The organism is Corallibacter sp. (assembly GCF_048381695.1).
GTDB classification, from domain to species: Bacteria; Bacteroidota; Bacteroidia; order Flavobacteriales; family Flavobacteriaceae; genus Corallibacter; species Corallibacter vietnamensis.
On the sequence record NZ_JBLXHI010000007.1, the window covers coordinates 63,376 to 86,761 of the forward strand.

24 protein-coding genes are annotated in these 23,386 nt (G+C 32.2%); 15 read left to right on the top strand and 9 right to left on the bottom strand.

What is annotated here, in order from left to right; translation table 11 throughout:
• Positions 1-70: 70 nt before the first annotated feature.
• Positions 71-901, top strand: coding sequence for a S1 RNA-binding domain-containing protein (locus tag ACN5J3_RS10505; RefSeq protein WP_417291136.1), 831 nt, complete (start codon positions 71-73; stop codon positions 899-901).
• On the opposite strand, the gene ACN5J3_RS10510 is transcribed toward ACN5J3_RS10505, so the two are convergent.
• The 3 genes from ACN5J3_RS10510 to ACN5J3_RS10520 form a co-directional block, all read right to left on the bottom strand.
• Positions 894-1,316 carry a hypothetical protein gene (locus tag ACN5J3_RS10510; RefSeq protein WP_418511725.1) on the bottom strand — a complete coding sequence of 141 codons (423 nt, stop codon included), beginning with the start codon at positions 1,314-1,316 and terminating at the stop codon, positions 894-896. The two genes, ACN5J3_RS10505 and ACN5J3_RS10510, sit on opposite strands and share 8 nt — an antisense overlap.
• 223 nt (positions 1,317-1,539) lie before the next feature.
• The gene (locus ACN5J3_RS10515) at positions 1,540-1,950 is read right to left on the bottom strand and encodes a hypothetical protein (protein WP_418510038.1); all 411 of its coding nucleotides are present in this window, start codon (positions 1,948-1,950) and stop codon (positions 1,540-1,542) included.
• Between the two features lie 9 nt (positions 1,951-1,959).
• Positions 1,960-3,081, bottom strand: coding sequence for a C1 family peptidase (locus tag ACN5J3_RS10520; protein ID WP_418511726.1), 1,122 nt, complete (start codon positions 3,079-3,081; stop codon positions 1,960-1,962).
• Between the two features lie 51 nt (positions 3,082-3,132).
• Between ACN5J3_RS10520 and ACN5J3_RS10525 the strand changes: the two genes are divergently transcribed.
• From ACN5J3_RS10525 to ACN5J3_RS10535, 3 genes are all read left to right on the top strand, one after another.
• A complete protein-coding gene (locus ACN5J3_RS10525) occupies positions 3,133-3,972 on the top strand; it encodes a 1,4-dihydroxy-2-naphthoyl-CoA synthase (RefSeq protein ID WP_417291132.1) in 840 nt (279 codons plus the stop codon).
• A 15-nt stretch (positions 3,973-3,987) separates the two neighbouring features.
• Entirely contained in the window at positions 3,988-4,890 is a 903-nt protein-coding gene (gene menA / locus ACN5J3_RS10530; RefSeq protein WP_418511727.1) for a 1,4-dihydroxy-2-naphthoate octaprenyltransferase, read from the top strand.
• Between the two features lie 62 nt (positions 4,891-4,952).
• Positions 4,953-5,630, top strand: a complete 678-nt coding sequence (locus tag ACN5J3_RS10535; protein ID WP_417291130.1) for a metal-dependent hydrolase — start codon at positions 4,953-4,955, stop codon at positions 5,628-5,630.
• Positions 5,631-5,698: 68 nt separating this feature from the next.
• On the opposite strand, the gene ACN5J3_RS10540 is transcribed toward ACN5J3_RS10535, so the two are convergent.
• Positions 5,699-6,547 carry a universal stress protein gene (locus ACN5J3_RS10540; RefSeq protein ID WP_418511728.1) on the bottom strand — a complete coding sequence of 283 codons (849 nt, stop codon included), beginning with the start codon at positions 6,545-6,547 and terminating at the stop codon, positions 5,699-5,701.
• A gap of 66 nt (positions 6,548-6,613) precedes the next feature.
• On the bottom strand, positions 6,614-7,528 hold the full coding sequence (locus ACN5J3_RS10545; RefSeq protein WP_417291128.1) for a sterol desaturase family protein: 915 nt from the start codon (positions 7,526-7,528) through the stop codon (positions 6,614-6,616).
• A gap of 58 nt (positions 7,529-7,586) precedes the next feature.
• On the opposite strand from ACN5J3_RS10545, the gene ACN5J3_RS10550 reads away from it, so the two are divergent.
• From ACN5J3_RS10550 to ACN5J3_RS10570, 5 genes are all read left to right on the top strand, one after another.
• Complete coding sequence (locus tag ACN5J3_RS10550; RefSeq protein WP_418511729.1) at positions 7,587-8,621, top strand: o-succinylbenzoate synthase; 1,035 nt, start codon at positions 7,587-7,589, stop codon at positions 8,619-8,621.
• A gap of 2 nt (positions 8,622-8,623) precedes the next feature.
• Positions 8,624-9,580, top strand: a complete 957-nt coding sequence (locus tag ACN5J3_RS10555) for a lysostaphin resistance A-like protein (RefSeq protein ID WP_418510032.1) — start codon at positions 8,624-8,626, stop codon at positions 9,578-9,580.
• Between the two features lie 4 nt (positions 9,581-9,584).
• Entirely contained in the window at positions 9,585-10,646 is a 1,062-nt protein-coding gene (locus ACN5J3_RS10560; protein WP_418511730.1) for an AMP-binding protein, read from the top strand.
• 10 nt (positions 10,647-10,656) lie between these two features.
• Positions 10,657-12,420: a signal peptide peptidase SppA gene (sppA, locus tag ACN5J3_RS10565; protein WP_418511731.1), complete on the top strand. Its 1,764-nt coding sequence runs from the start codon at positions 10,657-10,659 to the stop codon at positions 12,418-12,420.
• Between the two features lie 131 nt (positions 12,421-12,551).
• On the top strand, positions 12,552-14,702 hold the full coding sequence (locus ACN5J3_RS10570; protein WP_418511732.1) for a YfbK domain-containing protein: 2,151 nt from the start codon (positions 12,552-12,554) through the stop codon (positions 14,700-14,702).
• A 30-nt stretch (positions 14,703-14,732) separates the two neighbouring features.
• Here ACN5J3_RS10570 and ACN5J3_RS10575 read toward each other — a convergent pair whose 3' ends face one another.
• From ACN5J3_RS10575 to ACN5J3_RS10590, 4 genes are read right to left on the bottom strand one after another with little or no spacing between them, the layout of a single operon-like run.
• A complete protein-coding gene (locus ACN5J3_RS10575; protein ID WP_418511733.1) occupies positions 14,733-15,611 on the bottom strand; it encodes a hypothetical protein in 879 nt (292 codons plus the stop codon).
• Positions 15,608-16,405, bottom strand: a complete 798-nt coding sequence (locus ACN5J3_RS10580; RefSeq protein WP_418511734.1) for a hypothetical protein — start codon at positions 16,403-16,405, stop codon at positions 15,608-15,610. The genes ACN5J3_RS10575 and ACN5J3_RS10580 overlap by 4 nt, the downstream gene beginning before the upstream one ends.
• On the bottom strand, positions 16,398-16,940 hold the full coding sequence (locus tag ACN5J3_RS10585; protein ID WP_418511735.1) for a hypothetical protein: 543 nt from the start codon (positions 16,938-16,940) through the stop codon (positions 16,398-16,400). Before ACN5J3_RS10585 ends, ACN5J3_RS10580 begins: the two co-directional genes overlap by 8 nt.
• A 21-nt stretch (positions 16,941-16,961) precedes the next feature.
• Positions 16,962-18,605: an acyl-CoA carboxylase subunit beta gene (locus ACN5J3_RS10590; protein ID WP_418511736.1), complete on the bottom strand. Its 1,644-nt coding sequence runs from the start codon at positions 18,603-18,605 to the stop codon at positions 16,962-16,964.
• A 260-nt stretch (positions 18,606-18,865) separates the two neighbouring features.
• On the opposite strand from ACN5J3_RS10590, the gene ACN5J3_RS10595 reads away from it, so the two are divergent.
• The 6 genes from ACN5J3_RS10595 to ACN5J3_RS10620 all read left to right on the top strand — a co-directional run bounded on the left by ACN5J3_RS10595 (position 18,866) and on the right by ACN5J3_RS10620 (position 23,382).
• Positions 18,866-19,399 (top strand): NADPH-dependent FMN reductase, encoded by a 534-nt coding sequence (locus ACN5J3_RS10595; RefSeq protein ID WP_131506911.1) that lies wholly within the window; start codon positions 18,866-18,868, stop codon positions 19,397-19,399.
• A gap of 2 nt (positions 19,400-19,401) precedes the next feature.
• The gene (locus tag ACN5J3_RS10600; RefSeq protein WP_418510024.1) at positions 19,402-19,686 is read left to right on the top strand and encodes a GNAT family N-acetyltransferase; all 285 of its coding nucleotides are present in this window, start codon (positions 19,402-19,404) and stop codon (positions 19,684-19,686) included.
• A 5-nt stretch (positions 19,687-19,691) separates the two neighbouring features.
• On the top strand, positions 19,692-20,129 hold the full coding sequence (locus ACN5J3_RS10605) for a MarR family winged helix-turn-helix transcriptional regulator (protein ID WP_129760218.1): 438 nt from the start codon (positions 19,692-19,694) through the stop codon (positions 20,127-20,129).
• A gap of 27 nt (positions 20,130-20,156) precedes the next feature.
• Positions 20,157-20,882, top strand: coding sequence for a pirin family protein (locus tag ACN5J3_RS10610; protein ID WP_418510023.1), 726 nt, complete (start codon positions 20,157-20,159; stop codon positions 20,880-20,882).
• Positions 20,883-21,117: 235 nt separating this feature from the next.
• Positions 21,118-22,581, top strand: coding sequence for a copper-containing nitrite reductase (gene nirK / locus ACN5J3_RS10615; RefSeq protein ID WP_262733358.1), 1,464 nt, complete (start codon positions 21,118-21,120; stop codon positions 22,579-22,581).
• Between the two features lie 96 nt (positions 22,582-22,677).
• The gene (locus ACN5J3_RS10620; protein WP_335975673.1) at positions 22,678-23,382 is read left to right on the top strand and encodes a formylglycine-generating enzyme family protein; all 705 of its coding nucleotides are present in this window, start codon (positions 22,678-22,680) and stop codon (positions 23,380-23,382) included.
• The last annotated feature ends 4 nt before the right edge of the window (positions 23,383-23,386 follow it).

Here is a 23,386-nt window from a genome sequence, read left to right on the forward strand (position 1 = left end):
AATCATAAAAGCACTACAAACTTGTGGTGCTTTTTTTATTTCCATAATGTAATATGATTACCTTTGCGGTATGATAAAAATAGGAGAATATAATACATTAGAAATACTTCGAGAAACAGATCCAGGATTGTTTTTGGCTGATGATGAAGGCAATGAGGTTTTACTACCAAATAGATATGTGCCAGAAACATTTAAAATTTGGGATAAAATTGAAGTTTTTGTTTATCTAGATAATGAAGAGCGTTTAGTAGCTGTTACAGACAGACCTTACATAAAAAAAGGCGATTTTGCTTTATTGCGTTGTAATCAAGTAAATAAACATGGTGCTTTTTTAGATTGGGGAATGGTTAAAGAATTATTTTGTCCGTTTAAAGAGCAAGCTTTCAAAATGAAACCTGGCGGTTGGTATTTGGTATATTGCTATATTGATGAAAAAACAGATAGATTAGTAGCTTCAAGTAAAACCAATCAGTTTTTAGACAATAGCGTACTAACAGTTGAAAAATTTGATGAAGTAGACATTATTGTATCTCACCCTTCAGAAATAGGAATGAATGTTATTGTAAACAAAAAGCATTTAGGACTTATTTTTAAAGACGAAATTTTTAAGGATATAAGTATAGGTGATAGGTTAAAAGGGTATGTGAAAAAAATTCGTCACGATAATAAAATAGATATTGTTTTAGGACAAATAGGTTATCGTAACATAGAGCCTAATGCAGAGCTTATTATGAGAGAACTTGAAGATAATTCAGGCTACTTAAACCTTACAGATAAATCTGACCCAGATGTGATTAAAGAACAGTTACAAATGAGCAAAAAAAGCTTTAAAAAAGCAATAGGCTCACTGTATAAGCAAAAGTTGATAGAATTAAAGGAAGACGGTATTTATCTTAAATAACTTCTTTTAGAATATTTAACTCATTTGTTATCCACTTTTCACTTTCTAATAAGCATTTAAACTCTTTTCTTTTTACATCACAAAAGTGACTTTCTAGATGAAATAACTTTGTTGTTTGTTCAGAATAAGAAACCACAGCTTTTGCTATAGCATTAGGATATCTTTCTCTAAATTTTTCTGAATCTAAAAGATTTATAGAAAAAGAATTTATTCTGTTTGATATAATACCAAATGGTTTATCGGTTCCAAAATGAAGATCTACGAGCGGAATTAAATCTTTAGAGTTTTCAAAGTCTTGAACAACACCTTCGTTAATTTCGGTAACAAAGAAATTTTCAAAAAAATAAACAATGCCATTTTTTATCGTATAACTGTTTTTAATTTTTGAAAATAAATCAGAGTTAATTAACTGCATAAATGTCCTTTTGTTTAAAACGGCCGGCAAATATACACCCTTATTAGGTTTGTAGATACATATTTAAAACAGTTTAACAATTTTATTATAAATTGATTAAGCTTTATATACTGTTGGTTATCAATAATTAAGATTATGATAGGTAATAGTGATAAATACTAAATGCTTTGATTATTAGGTTTTTAACAGGAAAACGTTTTCGTGAATTAAAAAATGATAAATTTTACTCTATAAGCATGCTTAATACCCATTTTTCAGCTTCTTCAATCGAAGAAAACAATTTTCGGTTTATAGCATTAAAAAAATGATTCTCTAAATCAAAATTCACAACCGATGGTAAATTGTAGCTTACCACAGCTGTACATACCAAATTTTTAAGCTCACTTTCTAGCTTCATAGCATCACTAGGAATGGTAGAGTAGTTGTTTACCTTATTTACAATTAGCCCAAATTGTTTTTCTGTACCATAAAATGCTTTACTTCTAGAAATCATATTACTTATGGTAGGCATAGATACAACAACATTTTCAGCATATTCAACTACAGCATATTTTTCAAAAAAATAGAAGTCGCCAATTTTTGTATGGAAATGTTGTTGTACGTCATTTAGTAGTTTGGAGCTGCTTATTTTCATTAAAAAAAATTATTTAATACTCAAGTTCTTTTTTAAAACTTTAGAAAGTGCATCTTTATGAACCATAACAGAGATTGTTTTTAATCTTAAATAAGCTTCACTCATATACACATATCCTCCATTCGCAACACGAGACTCATCAGTTCCCCAAGAGTTTTTTACTTTATAATACGTTGTACCATTTTGATCTTTTAGCATTCCAGTAATATGCATTAAGTGATCATCTGTAGTTTGGTAATTTTCAAATTCTTGTTGTCTGTATTGCGGCGTTATTGTTTTTTCAGGTCTTACACTTATAATAGCTTCTGCAGCAGTCTCATCATTTTCAGGAATTACAGCAATACCATGTTTTGCAGAAAATGTGTTTTCACTTACATCACAATCTAGCTCTACAGTAAATCCGTTTTCTAAAGCTGTATTTACAGTAGTTACCATTTCGTCTAGAGAGACATTATAAAAACTCCCATTAGAAAAATTATCAGGAATGTTTAGAATAAATTTAGAGTAAAACGGCTGGTGTGTAAATGAGGTAATACTTACATAATCATCTGGATTTATTTTGGTCATTTTTAAGAATGATTCTGGAGTATATTGCACACCGTCATAATTAAAAGTTGATGTTTTCTTTCCTAAATAGGTGTCTAAAACACTCTCTGTTACAGTTTTCCATTTAGGAGATAACTTTCTTGCAGGATTATCAATATAAACATCTAAAACACCTTTTAATACAGCAACCATTTCAGCATGATTATGAGTGTCATCACCTTCATAAAGTCCAGAAAAAGCAGATTGAGGTACTAAACCATGATCAGCAATACTGTTTATAACATCATGAGCAAGACCACCTTCGCTAAATTGCGCTTTTCCTTGACGCATAATGTAATTCCAAGCTTTTTTAGGATACGTTTGCCTTACGGTATACATTTCAGAAATATCTATTTGTTTACCAGTTAATCGAATAATCTCACTTTCAATAAACGATGAGGTTGAAAAACTCCAACACGTTCCTGTGCGTCCTTGACTAATAACATCTGTTGTTTCTAAATCTACCACTGTTTTAAAATGATAAGTTTGAGAAAATAGAGAAGTAGAAATTAAAAACAGGCTATAAAAGATGATATTATTTTTCATTGAGAAGTGATGTTTATTTAAAATAATTTATTTTTGACAAAATTAAAAAAAATGAGTGTAGCAAACTGGAAAACTGCCAAAGAATACGAAGATATTACTTATAAAAAATGCAATGGTGTTGCCAGAATAGCATTTAATAGACCTAATGTACGAAACGCCTTTCGTCCTAAAACAACTAGCGAACTTTATGATGCTTTTTATGATGCCAATGAAGATGTAAATATTGGTGTTGTTTTATTATCGGCTGAAGGTCCTTCAACAAAAGATGGAGTTTGGAGTTTTTGCTCTGGAGGCGATCAAAAAGCACGTGGGCATCAAGGTTATGTAGGTGACGATGGTTACCACAGACTTAATATTCTTGAAGTACAACGATTAATACGCTTTATGCCAAAAGCTGTAATTGCTGTTGTTCCAGGTTGGGCTGTTGGTGGCGGTCATAGTTTACATGTAGTTTGCGATTTAACACTAGCAAGTAAAGAGCATGCTATTTTTAAGCAAACAGATGCTGATGTAACAAGTTTTGACGGTGGTTATGGTTCTGCGTATTTAGCAAAAATGGTAGGTCAAAAAAAGGCTCGTGAAATTTTCTTTTTAGGTAGAAATTATTCTGCTCAAGAAGCTTATGAAATGGGTATGGTAAACGCTGTAATTCCTCATGATGAATTAGAATCTACGGCATTTGAGTGGGCTCAAGAAATATTGGCTAAATCTCCAACATCAATAAAAATGTTAAAGTTTGCTATGAACCTTACAGATGATGGTATGGTAGGGCAACAAGTATTTGCTGGAGAAGCAACAAGACTAGCTTACATGACAGATGAAGCAAAAGAAGGTCGTGATGCTTTTTTAGAAAAGCGTAAGCCTAACTTTCCTAAAAAATGGATTCCATAAGCCTAGATTTATTTTATGAATAATTTAAAAAACTGGTTGTCTGCATTTAGGTTACGAACATTGCCATTATCTCTTTCTGGAATTATTTTAGCCGCATTTTTAGCCATACAAAACAATGTGTTTGATTCGGCAATTTTAATATTAGCCATTTTTACAACCTTAAGTTTGCAAATACTATCTAATCTAGCAAATGACTATGGCGATGGCGTAAAAGGCACTGATAATGAGGATAGAATAGGGCCAAAACGTGCTATACAAAGTGGTCATATTTCACCAAGTAGCATGTTTAAAGCCATAAAAATTAATGTAGTTATTACTATTGTTTTTGCAGGTTTACTTATTTACGCAGCATTCGGATTATCATACGTTGTTTATTCAATTATATTTTTTGTTTTAGGTGGATTAGCAATTTATGCAGCCATAAGATATACTGTAGGTGATAATGCCTATGGATATAAAGGATTAGGTGATGTTTTTGTATTTCTGTTTTTTGGGCTTGTAAGCATAATAGGAAGCTATGTATTGTTTGCTAAACAAATTGATCCCGTTGTTTTTTTACCAGCTTGTACGATTGGGTTTTTGAGTACAGCAGTTCTTAACTTAAACAATTTAAGAGACTACGAATCTGATAAAAAATCAAATAAAAACACACTTATTGTCAAGATAGGAGTTAAAAACGGAAAAATTTACCATTATTTTCTAATCATCGCAGCTATAGTGTTATCTGCTTCATTTGGTATATTATATTACAGTTCGCCGTATAATTTTATTTACGTTATTGCATATATTCCGTTGTTAATACACTTAAAAACAGTTTATAAAACAAAAGATACAAAGCAGTTAGATCCTGAATTAAAAAAAGTAGCATTAACAACATTTGTATTAAGTATCCTTTTAGGAATAGGGCATATTTTATAGGGAATTATTAAGACTATTTCTTTAATTTTTTTGTAAATTCAAAACTCAAAAAAATCATAATTATGAAAATCACATTTTATGGACATGCTTGTTTAGGTATTGAAGTTAATGATATAAATATTTTAGTAGATCCGTTTATTTCAGCAAATAAGAATGCATCGCATATCAATATAGATACACTTAAAGCAGATTATATTTTATTAACACATGCGCACCAAGATCATATTCTTGATGCCGAAGCTATCGCAAAACGAACAAATGCTGTTATAGTATCTAATTTTGAAGTAGCTAATTTTTACGAAACAAAAGGACTTGAAGTACACCCAATGAACCATGGTGGTAGTTGGGATTTTGAATTTGGCACTGTAAAATACGTTAACGCTATTCATACATCATCGTTTCCAGATGGAAGCTATGGCGGACAACCAGGAGGTTTTGTTATTGAAGGCGAACACAAAAACATTTATATAGCTGGCGATACTGCCTTAACTATGGATATGAAACTGATACCATTGCGTACTAAACTAGATTTAGCCATTTTACCAATAGGAGATAATTTTACTATGGGTATTGATGATGCTATTACAGCTAGTGATTTTGTAGAGTGCGATAAAGTATTGGGTTACCATTTTGACACCTTTGGTTATATAGAAATTGACCACGAAGAAGCTAAACGCAAGTTTTTTGACAAAAACAAAGACTTAATGTTACTTGAAATAGGAGAGAGTATTGAGCTTTAGCGTATTGATAAAATATTATTAATTAACCTTAAAAAAAAATCTACTAGCAACTAGTAGATTTTTTTGTTTTAAAACGACGCTTCATTAAAAATAATGAGTGGTACTTTAGCGTGGTGACTTATAGATTTACTCTGGCTTTTATTAAAAAGCTTTTCAAAGAAATTGTGTTTTTTAGCAATGACACACATCATATCTAACTTTCTACTTTCACTAAAAATACGAGTTCCTATAGCAACAGATACATCCGTTAACTGATAAAAATGAGTTGGTACTGGGTTTAAAAAATCTATAAGTTTCTCTTTACTAGATATTTTTTCAGGGGTTAATGCTTTATCTTTTAAAATATGAACCACAGAAACTTGCGCTTCAAAATGTTCGGCAAGCGCTTTTAATAGGCTTAAACCATTGGTATAAGAATTTATAGAGTAGTCTACTGCAAAACCAATTTCGTTAATGTCATTAAATACCACATTAGAAGGTACAGCAATAATTGGACAGGTTAACTTACCAATTAAACCAGCAGTGTTGCTACCTAAAGTCACTTCTTTTAGGCCGCTAGCACCTTTTGTTCCTAAAATTACAGCATCAATACTGTGTTCTTTTACTTTGGTTTTTACAGCACCTGTAAAATAGTCATTAATTATAGAGGTTTTAAACGTATGATTCTCATTTTTAGGTAAGGCATCTATTTGTTTTTTTAATTTATTTAGTCCAGAAACAGCTTCACTTTTCATAGACTCCATAATTATAGAGTTTGCGCGTTTAGAAGTAACAGCTGTTGATGGAGCAGCAACTTGAGGCTCATATGAATGCATTAAATAAAATGTACATTCAGCATCTTTTAGCAGTTCTAAAGCGTATGAAATCGCTTTCCATGAATTGTCAGAAAAATCGGTAGGTAATAGTATATTCTTCATTTTTTTGCTTTGAAATGATTATACTATAAAATTAAAGGTTTTTTAGGAAACTGTATATGATAAATATCAGTAGTTTTTATCTATTGGGTTAGATTTTAACCATTCTTTACGCAAGTCATCACTTAATTTTCCAGTACCATCATGAGTCCAACCAGGAGGTTTCAATAAATATAAAACTCTGTTTTTAAGCGATTTTTTACCCGAAAAAGCATCCTTGAACATATTAATCCATTCTATAAAGGCTATCTTTATTGGGTTGAAAGTATTTATGTTTTTTACTAAACCGTAGGTAACTTTTTCTTCTTCTAGTTCTGGCTGAAATGTGCCAAATAGTTTATCCCAAATTATTAAAATACCTGCATGATTTCTATCTAAATAAATAGGATTACTACCATGATGCACTCTGTGATGCGAAGGTGTATTCATAACGGCTTCAAACCATTTAGGGAGTTTATTTATCGCTTCGGTATGAATCCAAAATTGGTATAATAAACTTATAGACATTTGTAATAAAATCATACCAGGATGAAAACCAATAAGCGGCATCCATAACCAGAATATAAAAGAATAAAATCCGCCAGACCATGTTTGCCTTAAAGCTGTGCTTAAATTATAATGTTCAGAAGAATGATGCACCACATGAGATGCCCAAAAAAGTCTGCTCTCGTGAGAAATTCTATGAAACCAGTAATAAGAAAAATCATCAGCAAAGAATATTAGTATAAAACTCCACCAAGTTACCGGAATTGTAAAAAGTCTATAATTTTCATAAATCCAAAAAAATGCTAGGAGTACAATAGCTTTACTAAAAAAGCCTAAAAAAACATTTCCTAAACCCATAGCAATAGAGGCAAAAGCATCCTTAAGCTCGTAACCTTTAGTTTCCTTATAAGCTTCGCGAGTAGTCACATAAAGCTCAAGAAGCATAGATATTACAAAAAACGGAATAGCAAAATGAATAATATTAGGAAACTCTGGCATAGTAATCAAATTATGTAGCCTAAAGTACAAAATAATTTAAGTATTTTTGATGCAGACTATGACAGCAACCTACCATAAGCATATTTTAGAGTTTAAGCAACCTAGCGGAACATCTAGAGGAATTTTGAAAACCAAGGAAACTTGGTTTTTGATTTTAGAGCATCAAAACCAAAAAGGTATTGGCGAATGCGGTATTTTACGAGGTTTGAGCGCTGATGATAGACCTGATTATGAACAGCAACTAAACTGGACATGCCAAAATATTCATTTAGGTTTTCAGGAGCTTTATACTGCTAATAGAGAGTTTCCTAGTATTCAATTTGGATTAGAAATGGCTTTTAAATCTCTTAAAAGTGTTAATGATTTTGATTTATTTCCTTCAAAATTTACTAGAGGAGAAGCTTTTATTCCCATAAATGGTTTAATATGGATGGGCGATGAAGCCTTTATGAAACGTCAAATTACTGATAAAATAGAAGCGGGTTTTAGTTGTATTAAAATGAAGATTGGTGCTATTGATTTTCTAACGGAATACAATTTGCTTAAGTCTATTAGAAAAGAGTTTTCAAAAGCTGACATAGAATTACGAGTTGATGCTAATGGTGCTTTTTCAGAAGAAGAAGCATTAGAAAAATTAAAGCGCTTATCAGAATTAGATTTACATTCTATTGAGCAACCAATCAAGCAAGGTAATGTTGATTGTATGGCAAAATTATGTAGTCAGACACCTTTACCAATAGCATTAGATGAAGAATTAATAGGGGTTTTTGATGTAACAAAAAAGCAAGAACTACTACAAACTATTCAACCGCAATATATTATTTTAAAACCTAGTTTTGTTGGTGGTTGGAAAGGTAGTCAAGAATGGATTACGTTTGCTGAAACTCAAAATATAGGTTGGTGGATAACTAGCGCATTAGAAAGTAATGTAGGGCTAAATGCCATTGCACAGTGGACCTACACTTTAAACAGTCATATGCCGCAAGGTTTGGGAACAGGTAGTCTGTTTACCAATAATTTTGAAAGCCCACTAGTTGTGAAACAAGGTGAATTGCAGTATGATAAAAATTTGAATTGGAACTTTAACTTATAAACATGTATATAGCACAAGCATATAAGGGATTACACGATTGGTGGCGATATTTAATAGGTACACTAATCATAATTTTTGCAGTAATAATAGGTCAGATACCATTTACTATAGCAGCTGTTTTAAAAGCAATGCAAGAGGGTGAATCTATTATGGGCATGGATGAACAAAAACTTATGACGGTTTTAGAACCTAACTTAAACTTGTTTTTAATGTTATTGTCTTTTGCTGCAGGTTTGTTGGGTGTCATTTTGGTTGCAAAATTTTTACATAAACAGTCCTTAAGAGCCCTAACAACAGCAAGGTCTAAAATAGACTGGAAACGCTTTTGGTTTGCATTTTTACTTTGGGGTGTAGTTAGTTCTGGCTTTGTTTTTCTAGATTATTTTTCATCACCAGAGAATTATGTTCTCAATTTTAAATTAGTACCTTTTTTAATTCTTTGTGTTATAGCCATACTATTAATCCCGCTTCAAACTAGTTTTGAAGAGTATCTTTTTAGAGGATATTTCATGCAAGGTATAGGAGTGCTTACCAATTCAAAATGGATTCCATTATTAACAACTTCTGTGGTTTTTGGACTTATGCATATTGCAAATCCAGAAGTAAGTCAACTAGGTTATACTGTAATGATTTACTACATAGGTACAGGTTTGTTTTTAGGAATTATCACACTAATGGATGAAGGCCTAGAACTCGCTTTAGGGTTTCATGCAGCAAATAATTTATTTACAGCCTTGTTAGTTACTGCAGATTGGACTGCACTGCAAACACATTCTGTATTTAAAGATATATCAAGTCCTACAGCAGCAGGTTTTATAGATATATTTATGCCCGTTTTTGTAGTGTTTCCTTTACTGTTATTTGTATTTTCAAAGGTTTATAAATGGACAAATTGGAAAGACAAACTACTAGGCACTGTAGAAAAACAAAAAAATGAAGATTATAAAATTTTAGAATAAAATCGTGATACCTACATACAATAATATACATAACAGATTTAAACTAAACGGACGTTACTATTCTTTATCTGATTTATCAGAAGTTGCTTATAGTTTTATAAAAGAAGGAGATGATTTTGAACAAGAAATAGGTGTTTTTCTAAATGATTGGTTAGACGAAAAGCCTTATATAATTACAAAAACATCAGGATCAACAGCAACTCCTAAATTAATTGAAATATCTAAACAAGCTATGGTAAATTCAGCCATTGCTACAGGTGATTTTTTTAATTTAAAACCTGGAGATACAGCCTTACATTGTTTACCGGCAAATTTTATTGCAGGCCGAATGATGTTAGTAAGAGCAATGATTTTAGGTTTAGAAATTGATGTTGTAAAACCTGCAACACATTTAGAGTTTAGTACCAAAAAGCACTATGATTTTTGTGCCATGGTACCAATGCAACTTCAAAAAAACATGAGTAACCTTCAGCATATAAAAACAATAATAGTTGGTGGAGCAGCTATTTCTGATGCGTTACTACTACAAATTCAAAGTATAAAGCCTTATGTGTATCAAACTTATGGTATGACAGAAACTGTCACGCATATTGCACTAAAAAAAATCAATCATATAAAAAAAACAACACCTTATAAAGTGTTGCCTGGAATAAAAATATCTCAAGATGATAGAGAATGTCTGGTAATATCAGCACCAAAATTGCAAGAAGAAAGCATTGTAACAAATGATGTTGTAATACTACACTCTAAAACAACTTTTGACTGGTTAGGACGTATTGATAATGTGATTAATTCTGGAGGTGTTAAATTGTTTCCAGAACAAATAGAAACAAAGCTTCAAAAGCATATTAGCAACCGATTTTTCGTAAGCTCAAAAATAGATGAAACATTAGGAAATAAACTTATACTAATCATAGAAGGCAAAGAAAAAACCTTAAAACCTGAAGTGTTTAAAAGTTTAGATGCTTACGAAAAGCCAAAGCAAATTTTTTATACATCTAAATTTGAAGAAACTAAAACAGGTAAAATCCATCGTAAAAAAACATTAGAAAAAATAGACTTATAAAATAAAGTATATGAACTTTTTAAAACGCGTATTATCAACCGTAGTAGGTATTATTGTATTTTTAATTATTAGCTTCTTCGGACTCATATTTTTAGGAGCACTATTCGGTTCAGTAGATAATAATATTGTACAAGTAAGAACAAATTCTGTTTTAGAATTACAATTAGATTTCCCAATTAATGATTATGCCGGAAAAACTAATTTTAAGGAATACACTTTTTTAAATGAGAATGAAAAAAACGGCTTGTTTAATCTTATAGATGCTATAAACTATGCTGCAACCGATAATAATATACAAGGTATTTCTATAACCAATAACATGGTAGATGCCGGAATTTCTCAAGTAAGTGCATTAAGAAAAGCACTGTTAAATTTTAAAGAATCAGGAAAGTTTATTGTAGCCTACGCAGATATATATTCACAAAAAGATTACTATTTAAGCTCTGTTGCTGATACTATATATTTAAATCCAGCTGGGATGATGGAGTTTAAGGGTTTATATTCAGAGCAGTTATATTTTAAAGATTTTCAAGAAAAAACAGGAGTGCGAATGGAAGTTGTTCGTTTAGGAAAGTATAAAAGTGCTGTAGAGCCATTTTTAGAAAGTGAGATGAGCGAAAACAACCGAGAGCAAATTTATTCGTACTTAAATTCATTATGGAGTACGTTAAAATCTGATATATCAGAAAGTAGAGATATTCCTGTAGAATCATTACACCAAATAGCAGATAGTTTATTAGCAAGAACTCCTAAACTAGCATTAAAATCAGGGTTAATTGATAGAATAGGATATTATGATGAGTATTTAAATGGTATAAAAAATGCCGTAGGCATTTCAAGTAGTGACAATTTAAGGTTTATAACAATAGAGGATTATGCCGAACATGCAGCTACAAAGCTAGGTTCTAAATACAGCAAAAATAAAATAGCAGTTATTTATGCTCAAGGTGAAATTATTTATGGCGAAGGCGATCAAACTACAGTTGGTCAAGGTGCAGTAAATAGAGCTTTAGAAAGCGCTAGAAATGATGATAGAGTGAAAGCGGTAGTACTTCGTGTAAATTCACCAGGTGGAAGTGCGTTAGCTAGTGAACTTATTTGGAGAGAAATAGAATTAACAAAGCAAGTAAAACCTGTAATAGTAAGTATGGGAGATTTAGCAGCTTCTGGCGGCTATTACATAGCTTCAAATGCTAACGAAATTATAGCAGAACCTACAACCATAACAGGAAGTATTGGTGTTTTTGGTGTGTTGCCAAACGGAAAAGAGTTAGCAGATAATTTAGGAATTAACGCAGAACAAGTAGTTACTAATAAAAATGCGGTGACCTATAGCTTTTTTGAGCGTTTAGATGATAACCAAAGAGCTTATATTAAAGAAGGTGTTTTGGATATCTACGAATTATTTTCAACACGTGTTTCTCAAGGAAGAAACCTTACTAGAGAACAGGTTGAAACCATAGCTCAAGGTCGTGTTTGGACTGGACAAGAAGCGTTAAATATTGGACTGGTTGATCAGTTAGGAGGCCTAGATTTAGCCATACAACGAGCTTCTGAATATGCGCAAATTGAAGATTTTACTATTAAGGAATTACCAGTTTTTGAAAAAGATTTAGATAAAATGCTACAAGACTTTGGGTTGGTTAAAGCCAAAGAAACCATTTTAAAAGAAGAAATGGGAGCTGAAAATTATGAAACTTACAAGAGAATAAAAGCATTAACACAGAAAAAGGGTATTCAATTATTATTTCCTTATAGCACAAATATTAATTAAGCACATCTGTGTTTTATTAACGTTTATGTTTTTTTGATGTGTTTACTCAACCAAACAGTGTTGTTACTCATTAGTACTTTTTAAGTAGGTTGTGTGGTTTTAGTTTTATGAAAACTTAAAATCACATAACCATGAAAACTATTATCCAATTTATATTTCTATGTACTTTGGTACTACAAGTAAAAGCTCAAGAAACCTTAATTACAGGAAAAGTCTCTGATGAAAACGGATTGCCATTGCCAGGTGTTAACATTCTAGTAAAAGGTACAACCATTGGTACACAAACAAATTTTAATGGCTTTTATAGCTTAAATGCTAAAAAAGGAGATACACTAGCGTATTCATTTGTTGGTTATATTCCTGAAAATAGAGTTGTAAAAACTTCTAATGTCATAAACATCATTATGCAATTAGATGATAATTCTTTAGAAGAAGTTGTTATTACTGCATTGGGCGTTAAACGATACCAAAAAGAGGTAACAGCTTCAAGTAATCTTATTAAAAAAGAATACCTTAATCATTCAAGCAATCCTAATGTTGTTCAGGGTTTGTCTGGTAAAGTATCAGGTTTACAAATTAATTCTAAAAATAAGAATTCAAATCAGTCAACTAAAATTGTTTTACGAGGAAATCGATCTATAAAGGGAACAAATGAAGCGCTGATTGTTATAGATGGAAAAATTTCTAATGCAGAAACATTAGCAAATTTATCTCCCAAAAAAATAAAAGAAACACAGGTAATCAAAGGAGCTGGCGGATATGCTTTATATGGATCTCAAGGTGCTTATGGAGTTATTATTGTCTCAACAAAAAATAGTGGTTATGAAATACCAAAAGAACTAAAAGAGAGTATTCTTAAAAAAAGTGTGCAACAACCAGAGTTAGAAACTTATGATGATATTGTAGAGAATGATTTTGAGGCTGTAAAGCAAAACCCTTTATCAACGTTTTCAATTGATGTTGATAGAGCGTCTTATAGCAATGTAAGACGTATGATTAATAATGGAGAAAAAATCAATCCTAATGCGGTAAAAATAGAGGAGATGATTAATTATTTTAAGTATAATTACGCACAGCCTAAAGGCAATCATCCATTTTCAATTCATACAGAAGCAGCAGTAACTCCTTGGAATAGCGATACCAGAATTGTTAAAATAGGATTACAAGGCAAAACTTATACAAATGAACAATTACCGGCTTCAAATCTTACATTTTTAATAGATGTTTCAGGTTCTATGAATTCTCAAAACAAATTGCCATTATTAAAATCAGCGTTTAAACTTTTAGTAAATCAGTTACGAGCGAAAGACAAAGTTTCAATCGTTGTTTATGCAGGAGCAGCAGGAGTTGTTCTTGATCCAACATCAGGTAAAGACAAAGAAACAATAATGAATGCCATAGATAAACTAAAATCTGGAGGCTCAACAGCTGGAGGCGAAGGCATTGAATTAGCTTATAAATTAGCAGTAGAAAACTTTATTAATGATGGTAATAACAGAGTGATTCTTGCTACCGATGGCGACTTTAATGTTGGAGCATCGAGTGACAAGGCAATGGAGAAGCTTATTGAAGAAAAAAGAAAATCAGGAGTGTTTTTGTCGGTTTTAGGGTTTGGTTATGGTAATTATAAAGATTCAAAACTTGAAATTTTAGCCGATAAAGGTAATGGTAATCATGCTTATATTGATAATATGCAAGAGGCTCAAAAAGTCTTTGGAAAAGAGTTTGGAGGTACACTTTATACGATTGCAAAAGATGTGAAAATTCAAGTAGAATTCAATCCTAAAAAAGTACAAGCCTATAGATTGATTGGTTACGAAAACAGAATGTTGGCAGACGAAGATTTTATTGATGATACTAAAGATGCTGGAGAATTAGGAAGTGGACATACAGTTACTGCGCTTTATGAGTTGATTCCTGTTGGTGTTGCTAGTAGTTACTTAAAAGAAGTCAACAACTTAAAATACACTACAACCAATTCGGTTGAAGGGTTTTCAGATGAATTATTCACTGTAAAATTCAGATACAAGAAACCTGATGGAGAAAAAAGTATTGAAATGGTGCATGTTCAAAAAGATGAGCTTTCCGAAGGTTCAGAAGACTTAAATTTTGCGTCGGCAGTAGCTTTGTTCGGTATGCAATTAAGGCAATCAAAATATTATAATAATGCTAGTATGGATGATGTAGTTGCATTGGCAAAAAAAGGTAGAGGAGATGATGATGATGGTTTTAGAGCAGAGTTTATTCGCTTGGTAAAAGCTTCACAAAACAGTATTAATTAAAAAAAGCGACCAATTTGGTCGCTTTTTTTATCAAAACTCATGAAAGATCCGCATTTTGCTGTTTTCATTTTTAAGAGATTTTTTAGCACGCTCGTGTTGTTTTTCAAATGCTTCTAAATTTGAACCTTTACAAATTCCATATGAATAATGGTATTTTATAATTTCCATATCCAAAGGTGTTAATTTTTTGTTTTTAGAATAGCAATTAGATAAATAACTATCACAACTAAAATCATTTGATAAATAAAAATGACCAAGTGTTCCTATAAACAGTTCTCTCAACTTGTATTGTATTAAAGATTCATTAAAAAGCGCTTTGGTATCTATTCTTAGACCACATTTATATATTTGTTGTTTTTTATTCCAGCTTAAATAATAATCGTTTTGATTTGTTAGTCTTGGTTCATAATCATAATCTCCTAAATAGTAAATAACATAATTAGATTCTTCTACTTTTTTTACTTCAGATATGCTTAATGAATCAACCTTATTTGCAATAGTTTCAGCAAAAGACATAAAACTCTTTTTAGTTTTTTTTGAAACACTATTAGAGAAATAAATTTTTATAGGTTCTTTCCAATAGCGCATTGTTTGTTTTTTATCTGTTGAATCTACTCCATTTGTTCTGAAGGCTACTTTTTTATATAAGCTAAGAAATGTTGAATCTTTGTATTCGTAAGGAACACTTACTCCTTTAGGTAATTCATAGTTTGTAACTAATACCAAGGTGTCATTATTGTGAAAACGAAAGTTTAAAGAGTCTGTTTTTGTTAAAGGCTTGTCCTTATATTTTAACTTATAGCTTTTTAGAGACATATAAGTTTTAGTAACTTGTTTTGTAATTGTGTGTTGCGCTTGTGTTTGAATTGCAAATACTAAAAACGTAATAAATAATGCTAGTTTTTTCATTTGTTTGAGTTTGCTAGTTTGACAAGAGATCTAAATTTACTACCGTTAATTATTTGCTCGTAAATAATTCCGTAATGAATTTTTAATATGTTCATATCAAATTCAGAAATAGTATCAGAGTTTATGTAAGCCTTGTGTAACAGGCTATCAGTATCTTTATAATTGTCAGCTACAAAGTTACCTAGGCTTTTAAAGAAAAGCTGTTTTAATTGTTTTAGAAACTGATCATCTGTTTTTTTTAGTTTAGAACTCATTTCAAGTACTGCACTATAAAATTTATTGTTTTGATCGGTTGATAATTCATAAGTGCCTCCAGTTAAAAAGCTATTTTTTCTTTCTTCTTCAGAGTCAAATTCAAAATCTTTATCATAGCCATTAACCATTTTGGGAGTCATTTTAATTATATAATTAGCTTCGCTTACTTTTTTTGTAAAGCTAATGTTTAAATTATTTACACTATTTATATTAGATTTTGATATAAAATCATAAAAACCGTTAGCAACACTTTTAGGTAAGTTTTTATCTAAGTATATAACAATATCAGTACTCCATTGCATGAGTTTATAGTTATAAAGTGTATCATCATAAATAGTACAAAAAACAATACGTTGATAATATTTTATCATGTTTTCGTATTCGTAATTTGAAGCATTTAAGTAATCCAAATCTGGATTTAAAGTACGACTTTCATCAATAAAACTGATTCTAGGTTTAACTATAGAGCTGTATGTTTGGCTATAACTCACATAAGAGAAAAAAAATATGCTAAAAAGCAACAGTTGAATTTTATTCATAAGATTTTAATTCATTTGTAAAAGCATTTGCTACATCTGTATAAAAATGACTTGTTTTAAATAAATAGACTCCATCGCTATTTATTGTTAGCATAAAATCACATGATTCTTTGCCCTTATCAAATAACGTTGATATAATTTTACTTTTATCATAATGGCTATAAAATGACTTATAACCATAGTCATAATGAGCCATTAATAAATCAGAATTCATTTCTGATTTATATTTATTTATACGCTTTATGTTAGATTTTTTTTCTATTCCGCTATAATTGTCATACCAACACTTGTTCTTAGACTTTAAATACGATATGGTTAAATATTTTAAACTATCTAAATCTTTATTGAAAGTCTCTTTTAAATACTTTTTAAAAGTAGCAAGTTCGTGTTTTTTTAATTCGCCCACTTGTATTAGTGATGAGCTGTTTTTAATATCAGCTAGCGTATAATCTTTGGTGTTCTTTTCTGTATTACTTTTAGTAGACTTACATGAAAAGGCAAATAAAACGAACAAAATCAAAAATAAATTTTTCATAAGAAAGCAAAGTACATTAAATTAAACCTGCAACACACCCAAATTAAATGGTTTTTCAATAGGAGCGTGGTTAGCGGCTTCAATACCCATACTAATCCAGGTTCTGGTGTCTAAAGGGTCAATAACTGCATCGGTCCATAATCTGGCAGCAGCATAGTAAGGAGATACTTGGTTGTCGTAACGCGCTTTTATTTTGTTGTAAAGTTCGTCTTCTTTCTCTTTGGTGAATTTTTCACCTTGTTTTTCTAAAGAGGCTTTTTCTATTTGTAATAATACTTTAGCAGCACTATTTCCACTCATTACAGCCAGTTCAGCACTTGGCCATGCAAAAATAAGTCTTGGGTCGTAAGCCTTACCACACATAGCATAATTACCAGCACCATAACTATTACCAACTACAACGGTAAATTTTGGCACCACACTATTACTCACAGCGTTTACCATTTTAGCACCATCTTTTATGATCCCAGAATGTTCACTCTTACTACCTACCATAAAACCAGTAACATCCTGTAAAAACACTAACGGAATCTTCTTCTGGTTACAATTTGCTATAAAGCGCGTGGCTTTATCGGCAGAATCATTGTAAATCACACCACCAAATTGCATTTCGGCAGGTTTGGTTTTAGCACCTGTAGTTTTTACAATATGACGCTGATTTGCAACAATACCAACAGCCCAACCATCAATTCTGGCATAACACGTAATAATGGTTTGTCCGTAACCAGCTTTGTATTCTTCAAACTCACTATTATCTACAAGACGTTTTATAATCTCATACATATCGTATTGATCGGCACGACTTTTTGGTAAAATACCATAAATATCTTGAGGATTTTCTTTAGGTTTTTTAGCCGTAGTACGATTAAAACCAGCCTTGTCAAAATCACCTATTTTATCAACAATATTTTTTATTTTATCCAATGCATCTTTATCATCTTTAGCCTTGTAGTCCGTAACACCGCTAATTTCACTATGTGTTGTTGCGCCACCAAGCGTTTCGTTGTCAATACTTTCTCCAATAGCCGCTTTTACCAAATAACTACCAGCAAGAAAGATACTTCCAGTTTTATCCACAATAAGCGCTTCATCACTCATAATAGGTAAGTAAGCACCACCAGCAACACAACTACCCATTACAGCAGCAATTTGTGTAATGCCCATACTACTCATTACAGCATTGTTTCTAAAAATACGACCAAAATGCTCCTTATCAGGGAAAATCTCGTCTTGCATTGGCAAGTACACACCAGCCGAATCCACAAGGTAAATAATTGGCAATTTGTTTTCAATGGCAAGCTCTTGCGCGCGTAAATTCTTTTTTCCAGTTATAGGAAACCACGCACCAGCTTTCACAGTCGCATCATTAGCCACTACAATACATTGCTTGCCTTTTATATAACCAATTTTCACTACAACACCACCAGACGGACAACCACCATGTTCTTTATACATGTCATCACCTGCAAAAGCGCCAATTTCAATACTTTTGGCTTTATCATCAAGTAAATAATCAATACGTTCTCTAGCAGTCATTTTTCCTTTAGCGTGATGTTTTTCAATACGCTTTTCGCCACCGCCAAGTTTTACTTTTGCAAGTCGTTTCTTAAGTTCAGAAACTAATAATTTATTATGATCTTCGTTTTTGTTGAAGTTTAAATCCATAAGATGTTATATAGTTAATTAGGGCGTTCCCACGCAATAGCGTGGTCGGGTTTTTCGCTATATCTCCCTAAAAAATAGGGAGGATGCCGCTGCAACCCCTAACGCAAGTTGTTAATGCAGGCTAAAAATACAAAACTTAACCTTGCTACGAAAACGTTGTAATGTAAAAGCTATGTTAAAAATATTACCATGTAAATAGTTTCCTTGGAAAATAAAATATTTTATCATATATTTGCCATGGAAAATAAAAACAATCACACATGAAACATATTATAGCATTCGCAGGAAGTAACAGTACAACATCAATCAACAAACAATTGGCAACATACGCTTCAGGGTTAGTAGAAGGAGCCAAAGCAGAAGTATTAGATTTAAATGATTTTGATGTACCGCTATTTAGTACAGATTTAGAAAAAAGCATGGGCGGACAACCAGAAAACGCTCACAAGCTATTCAATAAAATAAAGGAAGCTGATGGTATGGTTATTTCATTAGCAGAACACAATGGCGCTTATGCTTCAGTTTTTAAAAACCTATTTGATTGGATATCGCGTATAGAAGCTAAAACATTTTTAGGAAAACCTATGTTGCTTATGGCAACATCACCAGGAGCAAGAGGCGGACAATCGGTATTAACCATTGCTGAAGACCGTTTTCCAAGACATGAAGCAGATATTGTAGGCGTGTTTTCTTTACCGCAATTCGGAAATAATTTTTCTGAAGGAAAGATTACTAATAAGGAATTAAACGACCAATTATTAGTTGAAGTAGATAAATTTCAAAACGCAATATAGTTATGAACATCCAGCAAGAAGACGATACTAAAAAAGGTGCTTTTTACATAGAGCAAGATGCGAAACGAATAGCTGAAATGACTTACGTTTATGCAGGAGAACAAAAAATTATTATTGATCATACTGAAGTAGATGCAAGTCTAAAAGGTCAAGGCGTTGGTTACAAACTAGTAGAAGAAGCTGTAGCATTTGCAAGAGAAAAAGCGTTAAAAATTTTACCACTTTGTCCGTTTGCAGCAGCAGTTTTTAAAAAGAAAGCTGATGATTATAATGATGTAAAAGCCTAACAACTATGGGAGATATTTCAAAAGACGTTAATTCCTCGTTTAAAGATAACCGTACAAAAGCGCTGATTAATATTTTGTACACAGCTAATTGGATTACAGGAAAGCAAAATACATTTTTTGCAAAGTTCGGGTTATCACCACAACAATATAATATTTTACGCATTTTACGTGGTGCAGATAAACCATTGACGATGCAAGATGTAAAATCAAGAATGATAGACAGAGCTCCAAATGCCACACGATTGGCAGACAAGCTTTGTGCAAAACAACTCATTGAGCGTATCCCATCTGAAACAGATAGACGTGTGGTACAAGTTGCCATCACCAGCGAAGGATTAAAACTTTTAGAAGATATATCAGACAATTTTAATGACGATTGGTTAAAAAATATCACAGAAAAAGAAGCATCACAATTAAGTGATTTATTAGATAAATTAAGATAAAAGGGGAAACCCAGAAAGGATAATAAAATGAAAACAGTAGTTCACAAAGCAGGAACAAGAGGATTTGCAAATCACGGATGGTTACAAGCCAATCATTCGTTTAGCTTTGCAGGTTGGTTTAATCCAGAGCGCATTCATTTTGGAGCGTTACGCGTATTAAATGATGATGTTATTGCACCAAAAATGGGTTTTGGAACACATCCGCACGATAATATGGAAATTATCACCATTCCTTTAAGTGGTGAGCTTAAACATCGTGATTCTATGCACAACGAATGGCAATCTGTATTACCAGGTGAAGTGCAAGTAATGAGTGCCGGAACTGGAGTGCAACATTCTGAAATTAATGGTTCTGAAGATTCGCATTTAAGTTTGTTTCAAATATGGATAATACCTAACAAACAAGGTGTTTCACCACGTTATGATCAAAAAACATTTAGTGATTCTGACAGGAAAAATAAACTACAAACCTTGGTAACATCTATTGATGATAATCATGAAGGAAGTTTAAAAATTCATCAAGATGCTAAACTATCTCGCATTGATTTAAGCCAAGGTGAAACGTTTACCTATAACCTAAAAAGTAGTAATCATGGTGTTTACGTAATGACTATTTATGGTGATACTATCATAGCAGATCAAAACCTTGAAACGAGAGACGCTATAGGTGTTTCAGAAACTGAAAGCTTTTCAATAGAAACAAAACAAGATTCTGAATTGTTGTTTATTGAAGTTCCAATGATAACTCTATAGGCGTTTAAACAGGAGGAAACTATCTCGAAGCAAGCACACAAGGTATTAAAAAGAACAAACGTTTAATTTCGAGGCAAGCATTGGAGCATTTAATCTCGATTATCGAGTAAACTAAAGCATCACAAACGTGATGCTTTTTTTCATTTTATGACATTAATCATATTTTTAATCTTATTCGTGTACTAAATTTGTTTTATTAATTAAGACAGAATTATCCTAATTTAAAATCACTATTATGAGAACACTAAAAAACACTAAAATTAAAGGTATCAACATACTATTTTTTGTGGTTGTATCATTGTTTATGGTTTCTTGTTTCAACAACGAGAAAACCGTTTATGAAGAAGCACAAGACATTCCTGTTAGCCGTGAAATGACAGCAGAGTTAACTGCACCACCAAACGTACCAACACCTGTTGGAAGACGAAAGGCCAAAAAGCTTATTGTTGAAATGGAAATCCTTGAAGAAGAAGGCGAACTTACCGATGGTGTACGCTATGTATATTGGACTTTTGGTGGAACAGTTCCTGGAAGCTTCATTAGAACTCGGGTAGGTGATGAGGTTGAGTTTAGACTACAAAACCACCCAGATAATAAGCTGCCTCACAACATCGATTTACACGCTGTAACTGGTCCAGGTGGTGGTGCAGAATCTTCGTTTGTAGCACCAGGTCACGAAAAAGTGTTTTCTTTTAAAACACTCAACCCTGGTTTGTATGTGTACCACTGTGCAACGGCTCCTGTAGGAATGCACATTGCCAATGGTATGTATGGATTAATTTTGGTAGAACCTGAAGGTGGTTTACCACTTGTAGATAAGGAATATTATATTATGCAAGGCGATTTTTATACCAAAGGAAAAAATGGTGAACGTGGTTTGCAACCTTTTGATATGCAAAAGGCTGTTGATGAACACGCCGATTATGTTGTCTTTAATGGTAGTGTAAATGCTCTAACAGGCGATAATGCTATTACTGCTAATGTGGGTGAAACTATTAGACTGTTTGTAGGAAACGGTGGGCCTAATTTAGTGTCTTCATTTCACGTAATTGGAGAAATATTTGATAAGGTTCACGTAGAAGGTGGTGATATGGTAAATGAAAATGTTCAGACCACAATAATCCCTGCAGGAGGAGCAGCTATTGTAGAATTTCGTGTAGATGTTCCTGGAACATTTATTTTAGTTGACCATTCCATTTTTAGAGCTTTTAATAAAGGGGCTTTGGGTATGTTGAAAGTACAAGGAGAAGAACATGAAAAAATCTATTCTGGAGAACAATATGAAGGAATCTATTTACCAGAAGGTCCAGGAATTCAAGAAATGCCAACAACCAATGAAATTGTAGAGTCTGAAATTCCTGCACAAAACTTTGAGGAGCAAATGAAATTTGGCAAACAAATTTATATGCAAACTTGTTTTGCATGCCATCAAGCTGAAGGACAAGGTGTTCCTAATGCATTTCCACCATTGGCAAAATCAGATTATTTAAACGCAGATGTAAATCGTGCCATTGGTGCAGTTGTAAACGGATTAACAGGCGAAATTACCGTAAATGGGAAAAAATACAATAGTGTAATGACCAGACAAATGTTATCTTCTGAAGAAATAGCCAATGTTTTGACCTACGTGTATAACAGTTGGGATAATAACGGAACAGTGGTTACTAAACAAATGGTGGATAAAGTAAAAGGAAAGTAATTAATAGTAATAGTTAGTGTTATGTTTGACCATACCTTCAAAATATTGTGTGTGTTTTTAGTGTTTCAAACCATTTGTTTTTCACAAACTGAAGGTATGGCAAATATAAAGGGTAGTCGCTATATCCCTTTATATGGTAGAGATTCAACTGTTGTTGAAGTTCAAGATTTTAAACTTGATAAATACCCTGTTAGCAATCAGCAGTTTTTAGAGTTTCTAAAGAAAAACCCTAAATGGCAAAAACACAATATACTTAAGCTCTATGCTGATGGAAACTATTTGAGACAATTTAAAAGTGATACAATTCTAAACGATATAGTAAACCCTCAAAGCCCTGTAACCTATGTGTCTTGGTTTGCAGCCAAAGCTTACTGCGAGTGTCAAGGCAAACGATTACCAACTATTGATGAATGGGAATATGTAGCAATGGCAGATGAAGACGTAGCGGATGCCAGAAGAAAGCCTTCATATAACCAACAAATCCTCTCTTGGTACGAAACACCTAGAACTGATGAAAAAACTATAGGTAATTCGCCTAAAAATTATTGGGGTATTTACGATATGCATGGTTTGGTTTGGGAATGGACACTCGATTTTAACTCGGTATTGATTTCTGGAGAATCCAGAAAAGATGTTGACAAAGATAGTAATCTGTTTTGTGGAAGCGCAGCCATTGGTGCTACCGATTTAATGAATTATGCTGCTTTTATGCGATATGCTTTTAGAGGTAGTATAAAGGCAAGTTTTAGTATTAAAAACCTTGGATTTAGATGTGCAAAAGACATTGAAGTAAACCCTTAAAAAC